Below are 18689 nucleotides of genomic sequence, written 5' to 3'. Positions count from 1 at the left end.
CTTTTATTTTTTGGTAAAGGTAAACATAAAAAAAACGCCTTCATTTCTAAAGGCGTTTCTATGAAATTATTTTCGAATTATTTTTTCAATTCCAATAAAACAATATCAAATTCAGTATTGATTGTCACTTTTCCATTGGAAACAATTGCTTCTTTTCCGGAATAGGCATCTTTTAATGATGTGCCGTCTGCGAAAGTTGAATCTACAGCAAGTTCTTTTGTACCAATTACCAAATCCAATCCAACAACTACTTTATCTGTAAAATCTCCTTTAGAGAAAGTTCTGCTAAAAATATACGGTTGACCCGAAATTTGTTTGTGAATTCCTGCTCCAATCGAAGGATGATTTCTTCTAAATTGACCTAATTTTTGCCAATGCAACAATGTTTTTTGGGTTTCAGGATTTGATTTGATAGCTTCCCAATTCATAAACGAACGCAAGGTAGCATCACCTTTTGTTCCTTCGATAACTAAAGAACGAGCGCTTTCATCACCATAATATACTTGAGAAAGTCCAGGACTCAGTAATAATTTTGTTCCGCTTTCTATAGTTTTGGTACGATTTGCATCAAATGGTCCGCCGTCATCGTGTGAAGACAAATAGTTCAAAACACTATATCCTTTTAAGTCATTGTTTAACTTATCAGAATATTTTGAGAATATAAATTCATAGTCTTTTTGTGCATCCCATTTGAACTCAAAATTGATCATATTGTTGAAACCATTTTTAAAATAGTTTATTTTTTTGTCTCCAAAATCAAAATCTTGTCCGCCGCTGATACCATAATTGTAAACTTCAGCAATGGTGTAAAAAGGATTGTTGTCTAAAACTTTTGTTGGATTGTTTTTCTTCCAAGTTGCAAAAGCATAATCACATTGGGTCTTGAAATCAGCCCAAACCGTTTCATCGGTATGTTTTACCGTGTCGCCACGATAACCGTCAATTCCATAATCTGCAATATAATCCGTCAGCCATTTGATGATGTAATATTTTGGGGCTCTTGGATATCCCGTACGAGCAAAAAACGCATCAAGTTCTTTCATTTCTTGTTCGTAACGTCCTTCTTTTTTCCATTTTTCGATTAAAAAAGGAGGTAACGCTACCGCTTGATTGTTTTCTGTTTTTATATCCGGAAGATTAGAAACCAGCGTACAAGCAGTTGTGTTTTCAAACGATTTGTAATCGCAATTGGGTCCTGTTCGCACCCAGTCATTTGGCCAAACCGTATCTTCGGGAGTTACGGGACCGGTATGATTGATTACGCCATCAAGAATGATTCGGATTCCGTGTGCGTGTGCTTTTTGAACTAATGCAGCCAAATCTTCTTTTGTTCCAAAGTTAGGATCTAAGTTTGTCCAGTCTTTTGCCCAATAGCCATGAAAGCCATAACTTAAACCTGTTCCTTCGTCAACACCATCGTGAATTTGCTCCACTATTGGTGTAAACCAAATGGCATTGATTCCTAATTTATCAAAATAACCTTCGTCAATTTTTTGAGAAATTCCTTTGATGTCGCCACCTTCAAAACCACGAAGTTTTCCCGTTGTTTTGGTTCTGTTGAAGTTTATATCATTTGAAGTGTCGCCATTATTAAAACGGTCTGTCATTAAGAAATAAACATTCGCTCCTTCCCAAACGAAAGGTGTTTTGTTACTCTCAGCAATTGTTTGTGTACTGGAGCAACTACTTATTATTGTCATGGTTAATAGTAAAAGTGGGATTGAATATTTTTTCATTTTTATAGCATTAAATGATTATTTTTTTTGAAACATATAAGGAATTATCAAATCGCTTAAATGCTTTACAAGGTTCAAATTACTTAAGTTCTAAAATCAAAACTGACTTAGGTTCTATTATAATTTCGTTTGTAACGTCAAATGTAAGTTCAGAAATTACATCTTTTCCGGTTTTAAAGTCTTTGATGTTTTCTTTGAAACGATGTGTATTGACAGTTTTGGTCTCATTACTGTTGTTCATTAAAATCATCACTGTTTCATCTTTGTTGTATCTAAAATAAACGTAGATGTTATTCTCCGGAATGTAATGTGTCATTTTTCCAAAATGAACCGCCGCTTTTGTTTTTCTCCAATTGAATAATTTAGAAGTAAAATTAAAATAATCGCTTTGTCCCGGAGTTCTTCCTTCTTTGATGAAAGCATTGTTTTGATCGCCTTCCCAACCGCCAGGGAAATCTTGACGAATATCAGCATCGCCTTTGTTCTTATCACCGGCCATACCTATTTCGCTTCCGTAATACAATTGAGGAATTCCACGAACGGTAGCCATCAAAGTCATTGCCATCTTGTATTTTCTGATGTCGTTTCCGTAGGTTTGATTGAAACGATTCGTGTCGTGATTTTCGACAAAAATCAACATATTATTGATGTTTGGATACAGAAAATCATTTGTAAAATTGTCATACATTTTTACCACTCCTTTGTCCCAAGTTCCTTCGTCTTCACTGAACGCTTTACTGGTTGCCTCATATAATGTAAAATCCATTACACTTGGTAAATACGAGTTGTAATTTTGTATTTCAGCAATTTTACTGTCTTTTTGCCAATACGCCATTTGCGCTTGACTTTGCATCCAAACTTCCCCTACAATATTAAAATTGGGATATTCATCGGTGATGGATTTTGTCCATTTTGCAATTCCTTTTGGGTCTGAATAATTATAAGTATCTACTCTAAATCCATCCAAATCGGCATATTCAATCCACCAAATCGCATTTTGAATCAGGTATTTTAAAGTCAAAGGATTCGTCAAATTTAAATCGGGCATCGATGGGACAAACCAACCGTCTATCGCGATTTTTTTATCAAATTTTGAAGCATTAGTGTCGTGGATAACCGTTCTTTTATGATTGGTTTGCGTGTAGGTTTCAAATTGATTGATCCATTCTTTCGTAGGTAAGTCTTTCATCATCCAGTGTTCAATTCCCCAGTGATTCGTCACATAATCCATTACCAGTTTCATGTCTCTTTTGTGCATTTCGGCTGCTAATCGAACATAATCAGCATTGGTTCCAAAACGTGGATCTATTTTATACACATCAGATTGTCCGTAGGTATGATAGGAATGTTTGGCATCGTTATCTTCACAAAGCGGCGTACTCCAAATGGTCGTTGCACCCAGTTCTGCTATATAATCTAAGTTTTTTATGATGCCTTCAATATCGCCACCGTGTCTTCCGCCCGGTAATTCTCTATTGTATTTTTCTTGGGTAGCATTTTCACTGTCGTTGTTTCTGTTTCCATTGGCAAAGCGATCCGGCATCAATAAATACATCATATCCGAAGAATCAAAGCTTTTGCGTTGCGCTGAATTTTCTCTTCTTTGGCGCAAGCTGTATTTTTGTGTAAACGTTTCTTTGTTGTTGTTTTTAAAAGTAAAAACGAAATCAGAAGCAGCTACTTTTTTGGTGTCAATGGTAACAAAAATGTAGTTGGAGTTTTCCGTTCTTTTAACGTTAGTTATTTTTATGCCATTAGAAACCGTGACTTGGTATTGAGAAATGTCTTTGCCATAAAAAAGAATTTGCAGTTCTGGATTTTGCATTCCTGCGTACCAAAAAGGCGGTTCAATTTTGTCGATTTGAGCGTTTAAAGTTAAAGACATAAAAAAAAGGAATAAGGTTATTTTTTTTAGAAAGCTCCTATTTATGAACGGAAACGAACCTGTTTTATGCATTGTGAAATATATTTTATTGACATTTAGATTTTTCGCTCACTTAAAATAAAGTCTTTTACTTTAAAATAGTCAGCCGATTTTATAAAAATTGGAATCCTCAAATTTGAATTAAGAACAGTTATCAATTAAACAATCCCAATGTTATTGGGATTGTTAGTAAGCCTAGCGAGGCTTGGGATCAAGTGATAGAATTAACTACAAGTTCTAGCAATTGTTTATTATACCGTAACTAAATTCTCAGACTTAACGATTACAGACTGACCATTTACTATGATTTTCAATTCTTTGTCGCCATCAATTGAAAAAGTTGTTTCCTTATGGTTAATTGCTACTTTCAAAATTTGATTTCTGAAATTAATTTTAAACGAGTAACCTTCCCATTCTTTTGGAATTTTTGGAGAAAAATGAAGCGTATCTTCTTTAATTCTCATTCCGCCAAATCCTTCCACGATACTCATCCAAGTTCCTGCCATTGAGGTAATATGACAGCCTTCTTCCACTTCTTTATTGTAATCATCTAAATCCAGACGTGAAGTTCTCAAATAGAATGTGTACGCCATATCCATTTTATCCAATAAAGCTGCTTGAATCGAATGCACGCAAGGCGAAAGTGAACTTTCATGAACGGTAAATGATTCGTAAAACTCAAAATTGTTTTTCAGTTCTTCTTTCGAAAAATGATCTTCAAAGAAATAGAAGCACTGCAAAACATCGGCTTGTTTGATGTACGGCGAACGTAAAATTCGGTCCCAAGACCATTTTTGATTGATTGGTCTTTGGCTTTTATCCAAATCAGCTACGCGAACTAATTCTTTGTCCAAGAAACCGTCTTGTTGCAAATACACGTTATGTTCTTCCGAAAAAGGGAAGTACATATTATCCGAAACTTTTTTCCAAGATTGTAATTCGGAATCCGAGATTTTTACTTTTTCCGTAATTCTTTTGTGATCTGAAGGATATTCCAGAGATACCTTTTGAATTTGTTCGTAGGTATATTCCAGACACCATTTTGCAATATAATTGGTGTAGAAATTATTGTTTACGTTGTTCTCATATTCATTTGGACCCGTAACTCCAAGAATTACATATTGGTTTAAATGAGTCGAAAAGTTGGCTCTTTGATGCCAAAAACGGGCAATTCCTATTAATACTTCCAGTCCTTTTTCAGGGATGTAACTGTAGTCGCCAGTGTATCTGTAAAAGTTATAAATGGCAAATGCAATGGCCCCGTTTCTATGAATTTCTTCAAAAGTAATTTCCCATTCGTTATGGCATTCTTCACCGTTCATAGTTACCATTGGATACAAAGCAGCACCATTAGTAAATCCTAATTTAGCAGCGTTTTCAATGGCTTTATCCAATTGATTGTAGCGGTAGGTCAATAAATTTCGAGCTACTTCCTGATCTTTGGTCGCCATGTAAAACGGAATGCAATACGCTTCGGTGTCCCAATAAGTCGATCCTCCGTATTTTTCTCCCGTGAAACCTTTTGGTCCAATGTTCAAACGAGAATCCTTTCCTAGATAGGTTTGGTTCAACTGAAAAATATTGAAACGAATTCCTTGTTGTGCTTTTACATCGCCATCAATTGTAATATCAGACATCTCCCAAATTTTTGCCCAAGCATCAATCTGGTCCTGCAACATTTTCTCGTATCCTAACGCTAATGCGGATTGAATCACTTTCTCCGCTGCAGTAACGGTGTTTTCATGGTTTAAAGAAACCGTGTAACCACCAATTTTTTGTATAGATGATTTTTGGCCTTGAGCCACAATTACATCATAACTAAATTGAATTTTATCGGAAGTTGCATCAATATTAGAGGGAGAAATAGCCGTTTTTTCACCATTAGACAAAATGCTATTTTGCATGAAAGTGGTTACTTTGAAATGTGTTTTGAACGTTTGTGCCGTTACAAAAGCTTCATTTACTGATTTTTTCACCTCAAGTGGTTCCCAGAATTTTTCTTCCCAGTTGGCATCTTCATTGGTTACACCAGCATCAATATATGGTTTGTACACTATTTTTGAATCTTTGTTCAAAGGTGTGATTTCGTAATTAATAACCCCAACTTCATCCAAAACGATAGAAAGAAAACGACGAATAGTAACTGCTATTTGAGTTCCGTTTTTCAATGTGGCTTCAAAAGAGCGATTGTACCAACCTTCTTTCATGTTCAACTCACGACGAAAATTTTTGACTTCGGTACAGGTATTCAAATCGAATTTTTCTCCGTTGATTTCGATGTCGATTCCAATCCAATTGGGAGCATTTAAAACTTTCGCAAAATATTCCGGATAACCGTTTTTCCACCAGCCCACTTTAGTTTTGTCCGGGTAATATATTCCTGCGATGTAACTTCCCTGGAATGTTTCTCCAGTATAATTTTCTTCAAAATTAGCACGTTGTCCCATTGCACCGTTCCCAATGCTGAACAAACTTTCAGATGATTTTACGCTCTCTACATCAAATCCTTCTTCTATGATTGACCAATTATCTGGTTTTATATAATCTTGATTCATTCTTTCCTTGTTGTTTAAAGTTTGAAAAATGTATGGTTTAAAGGTTCGATTTTATGGTTTTACCACAGTTTATGGAACCTCTTATTTTTTATTCTATCTTTTTATTAAGTCTTCTATGAAGTTAGTATCAATTGCTGTGAAATCTTTAAAGATGTATTTTGCTTCATGCAAAATACCAGCTTCACCGATTCCTATACTGGTCATGTTTCCAATATTGGCCGCTTGAACTCCCGCCACTGAATCTTCAAAAACAAAAGCATCTTCTGGTTTTGTTTCTAATAATTTAGCGGCAATCAGGAAAACTTCAGGATCAGGTTTTGCATTGGTCACATCATTTCCATCGACAATAACATCAAAATAAGATAGTATTCCTGTTTTCTCCAGAATAGGTCTGGCATTTTTACTCGCAGAACCCAATGCTATCGGTTGATTTTTTTCTTTTAGAAATTTTAAAATGGGATATACTCCAGGAAGAATCTCGCTTTCGTCCATGTCAACTAAATAGGATAAATACTCTTCATTTTTTTGAAGTAACCATCTGTCTTTATCTTCTTGTGAAGCTTCCACTTTTCCTAATTCTAATATAATATCCAAAGAGCGCACACGGCTTACTCCTTTTAATAATTCATTATGTTCCAGTGTAAATTCAATATTTAACTCATTTGCGATTTTTTGCCACGCTAAATAATGGTATTTTGCTGTGTCAACAATTACTCCGTCCAGGTCAAATATGAATGCTTTTCTATTATTCATGAATTTCAATTTTTGTTCTGTTGTTTACTCTAAGGGTAAGTAAACCGGCAAATATCATCGATACTCCGCCAATTAATAATGCGTAAATAGGTTCGTTTTGAAAAAATTGTTTGACAATAAAACCTAAGATTGTTGCGGCAACAATTTGAGGAATAACTACGAAAAAGTTGAAAACTCCCATGTAATAACCCATTTTTGCTGCTGGTAAAGCGCCAGATAACATCGCATAAGGCATTGATAAAATACTGGCCCATGCAATACCAACGCCTAACATTGGAATTAATAATAAATATTTGTCTCCAATAAAATAAATAGAAAGTAATCCTACACCACCAGAGCACAATGCCAGTAAATGTGTGGATCGAACCCCTACTTTTTTTGCTATTACAGGCAATAAAAAAGCAACTGCAGCAGCTACTCCATTGTAAACCGTGAAAAGAACTGATACCCAGTCAGCAGCATCATTGTATACTTTTGAAGTCGTATCTGTTGTTCCAAAAATATGTTGTGTAACGGCTTGTGTCGTGTAAATCCACATGGAAAAAAGTGCAAACCAAGAAAAGAATTGAACCCAAGCCAATTTTTTCATTGTGGTGGGCATGTTCAATAAATCGGTCATGATGATCGTGAAACCATTTTTTATTTGGACAACCCTAAGTCTGGAAGTAACCATAAATAAGATTCCAATCACAATTAAGCCTATAAATAAAATGTAGAGTTCTTTAGTAAGTTGGTTTTCGTAAATAATAAACGAAATGATGCTTCCTAACAAAGTCATTACAAGTCCTAGATTGAATTGTCTTTTGATATTCGCTTTGCTTTCGAACTCAGTTTCAATTGGAGCTATTTCTTTAGTGTCTTTGTCTTTTTGTTCAAAAGCTTCTAATTCTTTAGGAGAATATTCAGTAGATTTAAAAACAGTCCACAAAACCGCCAACAGAAAAACAACTCCTCCTATATAGAAGGACCATTTTACAGAATCTGGGATGATTCCTTCAGCTGCAGTATTGCTTACGCCAAAAACATTTGTGAAAATGTAAGGCAGTAAGGAACCGACAACGGCACCCAATCCAATGAAAAAACTTTGCATGGCAAAACCTAAAGTTCGCTGCTTTTCGGGTAGATTATCCCCAACAAAGGCGCGGAAAGGTTCCATCGAAATGTTGATTGAGGCATCCATCATCCATAATGTTCCAGCGGCAATCCACAACGAAGGTGAATTGGGCATTATAAACAATGCTATCGATGATAAAATAGCACCTATCAGAAAATAAGGTCTGCGTCGGCCTAATCTGGTCCAAGTTCTATCGCTAAAATAACCAATTATAGGTTGGATAATTAAACCGGTAACAGGAGCAGCAATCCATAAAATAGGGATTTCATCAACCTTTGCACCTAATGTTTCAAAAATTCTTGAAGTGTTTGCGTTTTGCAGTGCAAAACCAAATTGTATTCCTAGAAAACCGAAACTCATGTTCCAAATTTGCCAGAAACTTAATTTACGCTTTTCCATTATCGTAATTTAAAAAATTAATACGATAAGCGCTATGCTTATCAAAACTTATCTTATTTTCGAAGTAAAAGTTGAAGCTTTGAATGGGTAAATATAAAAATATATTTCAAACATTTGTTTCTCAGAAAAAAATTAAAGGAAACATTTTCAACTACAAGGTTGTAGTAATGAATAAACTAACAAATAAAAATTAATTAGTTGATTCTCTTTCTATCAAATGGGTTTCAATTACTTCAGTTTTATAGTTTTCGTCCTCTTCGTCTTCTTCAGATTCGAGTCTTTCAATTAGCATTTTTGCGGCTTTATTTCCCATTTTTATTCCACTCTGACTTACGGTAGTAATAGTAGGTGTAGAATATTTGGAAATTATACCATCTGTAAAAGCAATAACCGCTAAATCATTCGGCACATTCAATCCTATTTTATTAGCTGTTTTGATTATTGTAACTGCAAAAAGTTCATTTACAGCAAAAACGGCATCAATAGCTTTATCTTCCAATAGTTTTCCAATGGTGATTTCGCAGGTATCAATGTCTTCAATTTTGATGATTAGGTCTTCATTAAAAGGTATTCCGTTATCCAGAAGTGCTTTAGTGTAGCCATCAGTCCTTAGTTTTCCTACGCTTACATAATCAACGGTGGTAACCAGGGCGATTTTTTTTCGTCCTTTATCAATCAAGCTTTGAACAGCTTCATAAGCCGCATATTTATCGTCTATAATTACTTTGTCGCAAAGGATATCATTGGTAACTCTGTCAAACATCACAACGGGCATTCCTTGATTGATGACTTCGGTAATATGATGGAAATCGCCTCTGAATTGGGTTTCTTTAGAAAGCGACATGATAAAACCATCAATGCTGCCATTAGCCAGCATTTCCATATTTAAGACTTCTTTGTCAAAGGAATCGTCTGACAAACAGATGATAACGCTATATCCATTTTCATTTGCAACCTGTTCGATTCCGTTAATAACTGTTGAAAAGAAATGGTGGACTATTTCTGGAATAATGATTCCAATGGTTTTGGTTTTTCTGTTTTTTAAACTAAGTGCAATATTGTTTGGCTTGTAGTGGTAAAATTTAGCAAATGCTTGAACTTTTAGTCTGGTTTCTTCACCTATTTCGAGGCTATTTCTCAAAGATTTTGAAACGGTAGAAATGGATACATCTAATTCTTTTGCAATTTGTTTAAGCGTTATTTTCCTTTTCATGGTGAAGATATGGTAAAAAATTATTTCTTAATAAAGATAAAATTAAATTTTATAAATGGTAATTAAACTGATAAAAATTTATGTAAATCAGAAAGTTTTCAACACTATTACGTTTTCGTAAGTCAAATAAAAAGGGGCCTTGTCGAGCGTGACTAAATTTACATAAATTTAACATTCGAAGTAATAGTTAAGGTTGAAAACTCAACAAAAAATTAAATTAATTTAAACAAAAAGTATGAAAACAATTTATAAAAAGTTGTTAATTTTATTACTGCTACTCCCTTTTAGTATTCTGGCTCAGAATACTGTTGGCGGAACTGTTCTTGATAAAGTGTCAGGACAGCCAATTCCGGGGGTAAATGTAAATGTACAAGGTGCCGCTAATGGTGTTTCTACTGATTTTGATGGTAAATATCTGTTATCTAATGTTAAGAAAGGTGATAAAGTAGTATTTTCTTATATCGGATATAAAAATACTGTAGTGGATTATGTTGCCCAAAAATCATTAAACGTTTCTTTAGAAGAAGATGCGAATCAATTAAAAGAAGTTGTGATCCAAGTAGGATACGGAACAGTTAAGAAGAAAGATGCTACAGGAGCTGTAACGGTATTGACAACTAAAGATTTTAATAAAGGACCTGTAACTTCTGCGGATCAAATGATTCAAGGTAAAGTTGCTGGTTTGCAAATTATCAATGGAGGAGGTTCTCCAGGTGAAGGTGCTACAATTAGAATTAGAAGTGGGTCTTCTTTATCTGCAAACAACGATCCTTTATATGTAATTGATGGTGTGCCAGTTGCTGCTGGTGGAGTAGAAGGAAGTAGAAATCCATTGTCTACAATCAACCAAAACAACATCGAATCTATTTCGGTTTTGAAAGATGCTTCGGCGACTGCAATTTACGGTTCTCGAGCTTCTAATGGTGTAATTATCATTACTACCAAAAAAGGAAAAGCAGGTGATTTACAAATAAATTATAACGGAAATTTTCAAGTATCTGAAATCACAAATAAAGTGGATGCTTTGTCAAGTACTCAATTCAGAGATTTCGTAACGGCTAATGGTAATGCTGCACAAATAGCTTTGATGGGTGCTGCTGATACAGATTGGCAAGATGAGATTTACAGAACGGCTATCGGTACAGATCATAATATTTCATTAAGTGGTGGTTCTGATAATATAGTATACAGAGCGTCTGTAGGTTATGCTAATTTAAATGGTATCCTGAAAAGAGATAACATGGAGAGAACAACATTAGGTGTTGGTGTAACAGGTAATTTCTTGGACAATCATTTAAAAATTGAATTAAACAATAATACGTCTGTTATAAACAGTAATTATAGTGACCGAGGTGCTATTGGTTCAGCTATTCGTTTTGACCCAACTCAGGTTGTAAGAAATCCTGACGGTACCTTTTTTCAATGGTATACTTCTGCTACTGAAATCAATCAATTGGCTGGAAGAAATCCATTGTCTTTGATTGAACAACAAAATAATTATGGTACTTCATACAGAAGTATTGGAAACATTCAAACGGAATATAAAATGCATTTTTTACCAGAGTTGAAAGCGGTTGCTAACTTTGGTTACGATGAATTAAGTGGTAGATCTTTTGGTAATACCGACGCTAATTACCTAAATGGTTTGTCAGGTTCTGGATATAACAATAGCTATGAAAGAACACAATCTCGTTCGAATAAGTTGATGGATTTATTTTTAAATTACAATAAAAAAGTAGAAGCTATTAATACTATTTTTGATGTGACTGGAGGATATTCATATCAAGATTTTAGAGAGTTTTATAATTCTTCAAATTTTGAATTTCAGACTAAAAACACAACTTCACCACCATCTTTTCCATCACGAATCAACTTGCAATCTTTCTTTGCAAGAACAAATATTACTATCGCTGACAAGTATTTATTGACCTTGTCTTACAGACGTGATGGAACTTCAAGATTTACGGAAACTAATCGTTGGGCAAATTTCCCTGCAGTTGCTTTAGCTTGGAAATTGAATGAAGAAAACTTCTTGAAAGATGTAACAAGTATTTCTACATTGAAACTTCGTGGAGGTTGGGGTATTACAGGACAACAAGATATTGGAGTTAGTTATCCTTCTATTCCATTGTATTTAGCATCTAATACAGCTGCTCAATACCAGTTTGGAAGTGATTTTTACACTACATACAGACCACAACCGTATAACAGTAACTTGAAATGGGAACAAACTACCACTGTTAATGCAGGTTTAGATTTTGGATTTGTAAACAATAGAATTAACGGTAGTGTTGATTTATACAAAAGAACTACTGAAGATTTATTATTGTACACACAAAATCCTTCTTTCTTTGGATTTTCAAATTTTGATAACTACAACGTAGGAACAATCGAAAATGAGGGAATTGAAATTGCTGCAGAAGTTATTCCTGTTCGTAATGACGATTTTGAATGGAGAATTGGTGGAAACATAACATTCCAAGATTCTAAAATCACTAAGTTGACTACTACGCAACCGAATACTCCGGGTATTAATATTGGAGGGTATGAAGGTGCTACAGGAAACACGATTCAAAATCACCAAGTAGGATATGCGCCAAGTTCTTTTTACGTGTATGAGCAAGCGTATGGTGTAGATGGAAAACCTTTAGACGGAGTATACATCGACAGAAATAAAGACGGATTGATTACACAACAAGACAAATACCGTTTTCATAAACCAGCTGCTGATGTTTTTTACGGTTTCAATACCAGTGTAACCTACAAAAACTTTGATATGGGAATGAACTGGAGAGGATCTTGGGGTAACTATAATTACAACAACGTAGATTCTAGTAAAGGTTCTTTCAATAACATTTTGATCAGAAATACAGATTTATCAAACGGTGTTGAAAACCTTTTGGAAACAGGATTTAGATCAAATGATACTAAACGTTTCGAATCTGATTACTACATTCAAGATGCTTCTTTTATTAGATTGGACAACGTAAGTGTTGGATATACTTTCAATCAAAAAGAGAATTCAAATTCATTAGTTAAATTGACATTATCAGCACAAAATGTTTTGGTAATTACTAAATATGAAGGATTAGATCCAGAAATTTCTGGAGGTATAGACGGAAATTTATACCCACGACCAATAACTTTCACGTTAGGTTTAAACGTTAATTTCTAATACAAATAACAAGAAAAATGAAAAAGACACAAATAAAATTATTGGGTATTTCTTTGTTACTGTTGGTGATGTTATTCCCATCGTGTACAGATGATTTGAACCAAGTACCAGATAGCGCAAATGCTATTCCCGGTGAAGAATTTTTTAGTACGCCAGAATCATACAAACAATATTTAGCTAAACTATATGCAGGATTTGCTACATCAGGTCAAACTGCAGCTGGTTCTCCTGATATTTCTGGAATTGATGAAGGAGAAAGTCAGTATATCAGAGGTTTTTGGTTAATGCAGGAATTAACTACTGACGAGGCTGTGATTGGTTGGAATGACGGAACAATAAAAGATCTTCATTCTCAAACATGGACTTCTTTAGACCGTTTCATCACGGCTACATTTGCACGTTTCTCTTTTCAAATTGTAAACTGCAATGAGTTTTTAAGACAAACTACAGATGAGAAATTAGCTGCTAGAGGTCTTGATGCTGCTTTAGTAGCAGAGATTAAAACCTACAGAGCAGAAGCACGTTTCTTAAGAGCTTTGACGTATTGGCATTTAGTAGATATGTTTGGTGGTGGTTCTTTAGTTACTGAAAACTCTCCAAGCACATTCTTTTATCCTGAGTATGCTACTAGAGCAGAATTATACAAGTTTGTAGATGATGAATTAACTGCAATTACACCTGAGTTGAAAGCGCCAAAATCAAATGAAGCGTATCGTGTAGATCAAGCAGCAGCTTGGATGTTACAAGCTAAATTGTATATGAATGCTAAAGTATATATTGGTACTGATAACTATACAGGTGCATTACCATTAATTAATAAAGTAATTGCATCAGGATATGCATTGCATACTAATTACAACCAATTGTTTCTTGCTGACAATGATAGAAATGGAGCGCAAAACGAATTCATTTTTGCAATTGCTTTTGATGGTCTTAAAACTCAAACCTATGGAGGAACTACTTTCTTGACGCATGCACCAGTTGGTGGAACCATGAACGCTTCTGAATTTGGAATAAATGGTGGTTGGGCTGGAATCAGAACAACATCGGCATTTGTAGATAAGTTTAATGGAAACACTACTGATACAAGAGGGCAATTCTATACCGATGGACAAACCAAAGAAATCGTTGATATTAGCTCATTTACTGATGGATATGCTATTCAAAAATTTAGAAATGTAGATGTTAATGGAGTATCTGGTTCAGATAAAGCAGGAAATTTCTCTGATTCTGATTTTCCAATTTTCCGTTTGGCAGATGCTTATTTAATGTATGCTGAGTGTGCGGTAGTTGGTAAAGTGGGAGATCTTGTAACAGCCAGAGGGTATGTAAATGCTTTAAGAACTAGAGCTAATGCTTCAACAATAAGTTCTCTTACTGCTGATGTTGCAGGAGCAAACTTAATTCTTGACGAAAGAGCAAAAGAACTACACTGGGAAGGTCACAGAAGAACGGATTTAATTCGTTTTGGTAAATTTTCTGGCGGTAGTTATATATGGCCTTGGAAAGGAAATGTAGCTGGTGGAGCACCAACGCAAGCCTATAGAAATTTATTTCCTATTCCTGCGACTGCATTGTCATCAAACAGTAAATTACAACAAAACCCTGGATATTAATAATATTAAAAAATAAATAGAAAAATGAAAAATATAACTAAATCAGTAATTGCTTTATTCGCGATACTTGCCTTGTCTTGTAGCGTTGAAGATGTAGAAGATAGACCAGTAATTGAAGGAGTTGATACTCCGGAATTAGTTGCGCCTGAAAACGATAAATCATATGTATTACTTGAAGAAAATGCTGATGATGTTGCAGAGCGTTTTGTATGGACCAAAGCAACTTATGGCGGTGATGTTGAGATAGGATACAAACTTTTGATGGATGTTAAAGGTGGTGATTTTACAAAAGCAATTGAATTAGGAGGAACTGCCGGTGCAACTCAAATCGAAGTTACTGTAAAAACTTTAAATCAAGCAGTAATTGAATTAGGTGGTATACCTGACCAATTAGGATCTTATGATATTAAAGTAATGTCAAGCCTTGCAGGAGCTGAAAAAATGATGTCTGAAACTCCATTGACTATTTTAGTTAATGCATACACAGGATTGCTTCCTTATGAGTTTAAAGATTGGTATTTTGTAGGTGATGCAACTGCTTCAGGATGGAATAATAATAATAAAAACCAACCATTATTCAGAAGCGGAACAAATCCAAATTTATATAAATTTACAGGATTCTTTAAAGCGGGTGCATTCAAATTAATTTCTACACCTGGACAATGGGCTCCAATGTATGGTAAAGGTGATGGAGATGCTATTGTGGCTAGACCAACAGAAGCTGATCCAGATCCAGCATCTTTTACAATTGCAACTGATGGATATTATTCTTTCACAATGAATACTGAAACGTTAAAGTACACTTTAGTAGCTTATGATGCATCTGCTGCTGCAACTTTCTCTACAGTTGGTATTATTGGAGATAGTACTCCATTAGGATGGGATGCTTCTACTGCATTGACTCAATCAGCATTTAATTCACATGTTTGGTCATTGGATTTATTACCATTAAATGATGGGAAAGCTAAATTCAGAGCAAATAATGCATGGGATGTAAATTGGGGTGGTAATACTGCTTTCTCTGGATTTCCAAACAATGGAGCAAGCGGAGGTGATTTACCAGTTGCTAAATCAAAATACAAAATCTATTTCAACGATTTAGATGGTAGTTATTTAATGATTCCTAATCAAGAATAATTTATTTCCATAAAAAAAAGGGCTATCTATGGGATAGCCCTTTTTTTGTTTTCTAATTTAATTAACACTAAACCATGAAAAAAACTATACTTTTTTTATTGTTTTTCCTTTCAATTGTCGCTTCAGCACAGCAACAAGCAATTGCTTATACTATAAGCCCAGCTACTTTTGAAGAAACGACATCTATTACCATTACCATCAATGGGAATAATGTAAATGAAGCAACTTGGGGAGTTACCGGAAACGCATTATACATGTGGACTTGGTCATTTGATATCAATGATGCTAATAGCATTGATTGTCCTACTAACGGTACATGGACTTCGTCCAATGAAGCGAATAGGTTTGCTTACAACTCAGTTACCAATACCTATACTAAAACATTTACTCCAAATACCTTTTACAATAGAAATGGAATAGGGAAAATAGGCTTTCTTATTAAAGCTAAGGACGGAACAGGAGATAAAAAATCGCAAGATAATTATGTTGAAGTTGGTGCGTACCAAGTGACACTGACTACTCCGGCTGAGAACAGTTCAACAATTATTGCTTCAGGTGGAAGTTTGAATATTGCAGCTACTAATACCGGTGGAAATGCCAGTTATGTATTGAAAGCAAACGGTACAACTTTAAATACAAATGCTGCCACTTCCAGTTATTCCTATAATCATACGAATATTACAGGGAACCAAAATTACGAGTTGCAGGTTACTCAAGGAACAACTGTAATCACTAAAAAATTTGGTGCTGTAGTTAACCCGAATGTGGTTAGTGAGTCCATGCCGGCCGGTTTATTGGACGGAATTAATTACAATGCAGCTGATGCCTCAAAAGCAACGCTGGTTTTAGACGCTCCTTTCAAAGATTTTGTTTATGTAGCAGGAAGTTTCAACAGCTGGCAGCCTACGGCTTCTTATGCGATGAAAAAAGATCCTGCTTCGGGTAAATTTTGGTTAGAATTAACAGGATTGGTTTCAGGAACAAATTACACCTATCAGTATTGGGTAGTTGATGCAACACCTATTGCAGGAACGCCTTCTTTAGTGAAAACTGCCGATCCGTATTCGACACTTGTTTTGTCTCCTAATGATGATCCTTTTATTCCTGCTTCTACTTATCCAAATCTTCCGGTTTATCCAGTAGGTCAAGACAGAGAAGTGACAGTATTACAAACTGGGAAAACTCCCTACGCTTGGAGCAGCGCTACCACTAATTTTGTTAAACCAGAAAAAGAAAAACTGGTTGTTTATGAATTGTTGGTTCGCGATTTTGATGCTAATAGAAGTTATCAAGACTTGATTAATAAAATCGATTATTTCAAAAATTTGAAAATAAATGCGATTGAATTAATGCCAGTGATGGAATTTGAAGGCAATGAAAGTTGGGGATATAACACCTCTTTTCACATGGCTTTGGATAAATTCTACGGTACTTCGGATAAGTTAAAAGAGTTTGTGGATTTATGCCATCAAAACGGAATTGCGGTAATTCTTGATGTGGCATTGAATCATGCTTTTGGAAGAAATCCAATGCTTCGTATGTGGATGAATGATCCTGACGGAGATGGTTGGGGTTCTCCTTCAACTGAAAACCCTTATTTTAATACAACTGCAATGCATAGTTACAGTGTGGGTGAGGATTTCAATCATCAACAACCTAGAACGCAAAACTATGTACAACGTGTGATTAAACAATGGGTAGAAGAATATAAAATTGACGGATTTCGTTGGGATTTAACCAAAGGATTTACTCAAAATTGTCCTGCTAATGTTGCCGGTGGTCAAGAAGCTTGTACTGGTGTTAAACAACAAGATCGAGTGGATGTGTTGCGAAAATATGCCGATTATTCTTGGAGTTTAGACCCAACGCATTATACTATTTTTGAGCACTTAGGGAATGATGATGAAGAGCAACTTTGGGCAAATTACAGAATTAATGAAACGCCAAGCAAAGGAATTATGATGTGGGGAATAATGACTGGTCAATATAATGAATTGTCAATGGGGTTTGCTGGAAATATTTCTCGTATGAATAGTACGAGCAGAGGTTTTACCACAAATAGATTGATGGGTTATGCCGAAAGTCATGATGAAGAACGATTAATGTATAAAAATTTACAATTCGGGAATAGTACCAATGCTGCCCATAATGTAAAAACATTAAATATAGCCTTGTCTAGAATGTCAGCAATTGGAGCGGTTTCTTTATTGGTTCCTGGACCAAAGATGATTTGGCATTTTGGTGAGCTAGGTTGGGAAAATTCTATTTTTGCGTGTAATAATGGAACGGTAAATACCTCGTCAGATGCTACATCTGGGGATTGTAAATTAGACACCAAACAACAACCGCAATGGGTTAATAATTGGCTTGGAGATACTAATAGAAGTAAAATTTATAACGATTGGTCTAAAATGATTACGATGAAAACTGTAGAGCCTGTTTTTTCAGGAACTGCAACCATATCGAATACAAGTTCGTTGTATCCAAATATCAAAATTACCAATAGTGCTTTGGCGTCAAGCCAACTTAAAGATGTTTTGATTCTGGCTAATTTTAATGTTACCACACAAAATGTAGCAACTGGATTTCCTTACACTGGTGAGTGGTACAATTTGATGGATAATACAACAATCACAGTGAATAATGTAAGTGACCCGATAACTATTCCGCCTGGTGAATACCGAATCTATGGAAACAAAACGGCTTCTTTGGCAATAGTTGATTATGAAAAAACACCAACAGTTTTGTTGTATCCAAATCCGGCTTCCAGTTATTTTACTTTAAATGCTGCAACTTCTAAAGTTCAAGTTTTTTCTATAACAGGACAATTGGTAAAAACGTTTGATGCAAATCAATCCGAAGGACATCAATATATAATTAGTGATTTGAATCAAGGTTTTTATATAGTAAAAGCGTATGATGAGAATAATGGGGTTCAGGTATTGAAGTTCATTAAGGAATAATACGGTTTGTTTGTTTTGTTTTAAATGTTTAAAAAGGCTGTCTCTACAAAGACAGCCTTTTTTATATAAAAAAACTGCTCCATTCATGAAGCAGTTTTTAACAA

The 18689-nt window shown here is 35.0% G+C and carries 10 protein-coding genes; 4 read left to right on the top strand and 6 right to left on the bottom strand.

Going from position 1 to position 18689, the window contains the following annotated elements; all coding sequences use genetic code 11:
* Window positions 1–77: 77 nt before the first annotated feature.
* The 6 genes from CLV00_RS02600 to CLV00_RS02575 all read right to left on the bottom strand — a co-directional run bounded on the left by CLV00_RS02600 (window position 78) and on the right by CLV00_RS02575 (window position 9694).
* Window positions 78–1736, bottom strand: coding sequence for an alpha-amylase family glycosyl hydrolase (locus tag CLV00_RS02600; RefSeq protein ID WP_099713681.1), 1659 nt, complete (start codon window positions 1734–1736; stop codon window positions 78–80).
* 79 nt (window positions 1737–1815) lie between these two features.
* Window positions 1816–3621 carry a glycoside hydrolase family 13 protein gene (locus CLV00_RS02595; RefSeq protein WP_233206844.1) on the bottom strand — a complete coding sequence of 602 codons (1806 nt, stop codon included), beginning with the start codon at window positions 3619–3621 and terminating at the stop codon, window positions 1816–1818.
* A 290-nt stretch (window positions 3622–3911) separates the two neighbouring features.
* Window positions 3912–6215 (bottom strand): glycoside hydrolase family 65 protein, encoded by a 2304-nt coding sequence (locus CLV00_RS02590; protein WP_099713679.1) that lies wholly within the window; start codon window positions 6213–6215, stop codon window positions 3912–3914.
* 93 nt (window positions 6216–6308) lie between these two features.
* On the bottom strand, window positions 6309–6968 hold the full coding sequence (pgmB, locus tag CLV00_RS02585) for a beta-phosphoglucomutase (protein ID WP_099713678.1): 660 nt from the start codon (window positions 6966–6968) through the stop codon (window positions 6309–6311).
* Complete coding sequence (locus tag CLV00_RS02580) at window positions 6961–8481, bottom strand: MFS transporter (RefSeq protein ID WP_099713677.1); 1521 nt, start codon at window positions 8479–8481, stop codon at window positions 6961–6963. Before CLV00_RS02580 ends, pgmB begins: the two co-directional genes overlap by 8 nt.
* A gap of 190 nt (window positions 8482–8671) precedes the next feature.
* Window positions 8672–9694, bottom strand: coding sequence for a LacI family DNA-binding transcriptional regulator (locus CLV00_RS02575; RefSeq protein WP_099713676.1), 1023 nt, complete (start codon window positions 9692–9694; stop codon window positions 8672–8674).
* 235 nt (window positions 9695–9929) lie between these two features.
* Between CLV00_RS02575 and CLV00_RS02570 the strand changes: the two genes are divergently transcribed.
* The 4 genes from CLV00_RS02570 (at window position 9930) to CLV00_RS02555 (ending at window position 18585) form a co-directional block, all read left to right on the top strand.
* A complete protein-coding gene (locus tag CLV00_RS02570) occupies window positions 9930–12869 on the top strand; it encodes a TonB-dependent receptor (protein ID WP_099713675.1) in 2940 nt (979 codons plus the stop codon).
* A 17-nt stretch (window positions 12870–12886) separates the two neighbouring features.
* Window positions 12887–14485: a RagB/SusD family nutrient uptake outer membrane protein gene (locus tag CLV00_RS02565; protein ID WP_099713674.1), complete on the top strand. Its 1599-nt coding sequence runs from the start codon at window positions 12887–12889 to the stop codon at window positions 14483–14485.
* Between the two features lie 24 nt (window positions 14486–14509).
* On the top strand, window positions 14510–15622 hold the full coding sequence (locus tag CLV00_RS02560) for a SusE domain-containing protein (RefSeq protein WP_099713673.1): 1113 nt from the start codon (window positions 14510–14512) through the stop codon (window positions 15620–15622).
* Between the two features lie 74 nt (window positions 15623–15696).
* Window positions 15697–18585 (top strand): alpha-amylase family glycosyl hydrolase, encoded by a 2889-nt coding sequence (locus CLV00_RS02555; RefSeq protein ID WP_099713672.1) that lies wholly within the window; start codon window positions 15697–15699, stop codon window positions 18583–18585.
* The last annotated feature ends 104 nt before the right edge of the window (window positions 18586–18689 follow it).

Origin of the sequence: Flavobacterium sp. 11 (assembly GCF_002754315.1) — a bacterium.
Lineage (GTDB): Bacteria > Bacteroidota > Bacteroidia > Flavobacteriales > Flavobacteriaceae > Flavobacterium > Flavobacterium algoritolerans.
Note: the sequence above shows the minus strand (reverse complement) of the source record. Positions and strands in the feature narration are given on the sequence as shown.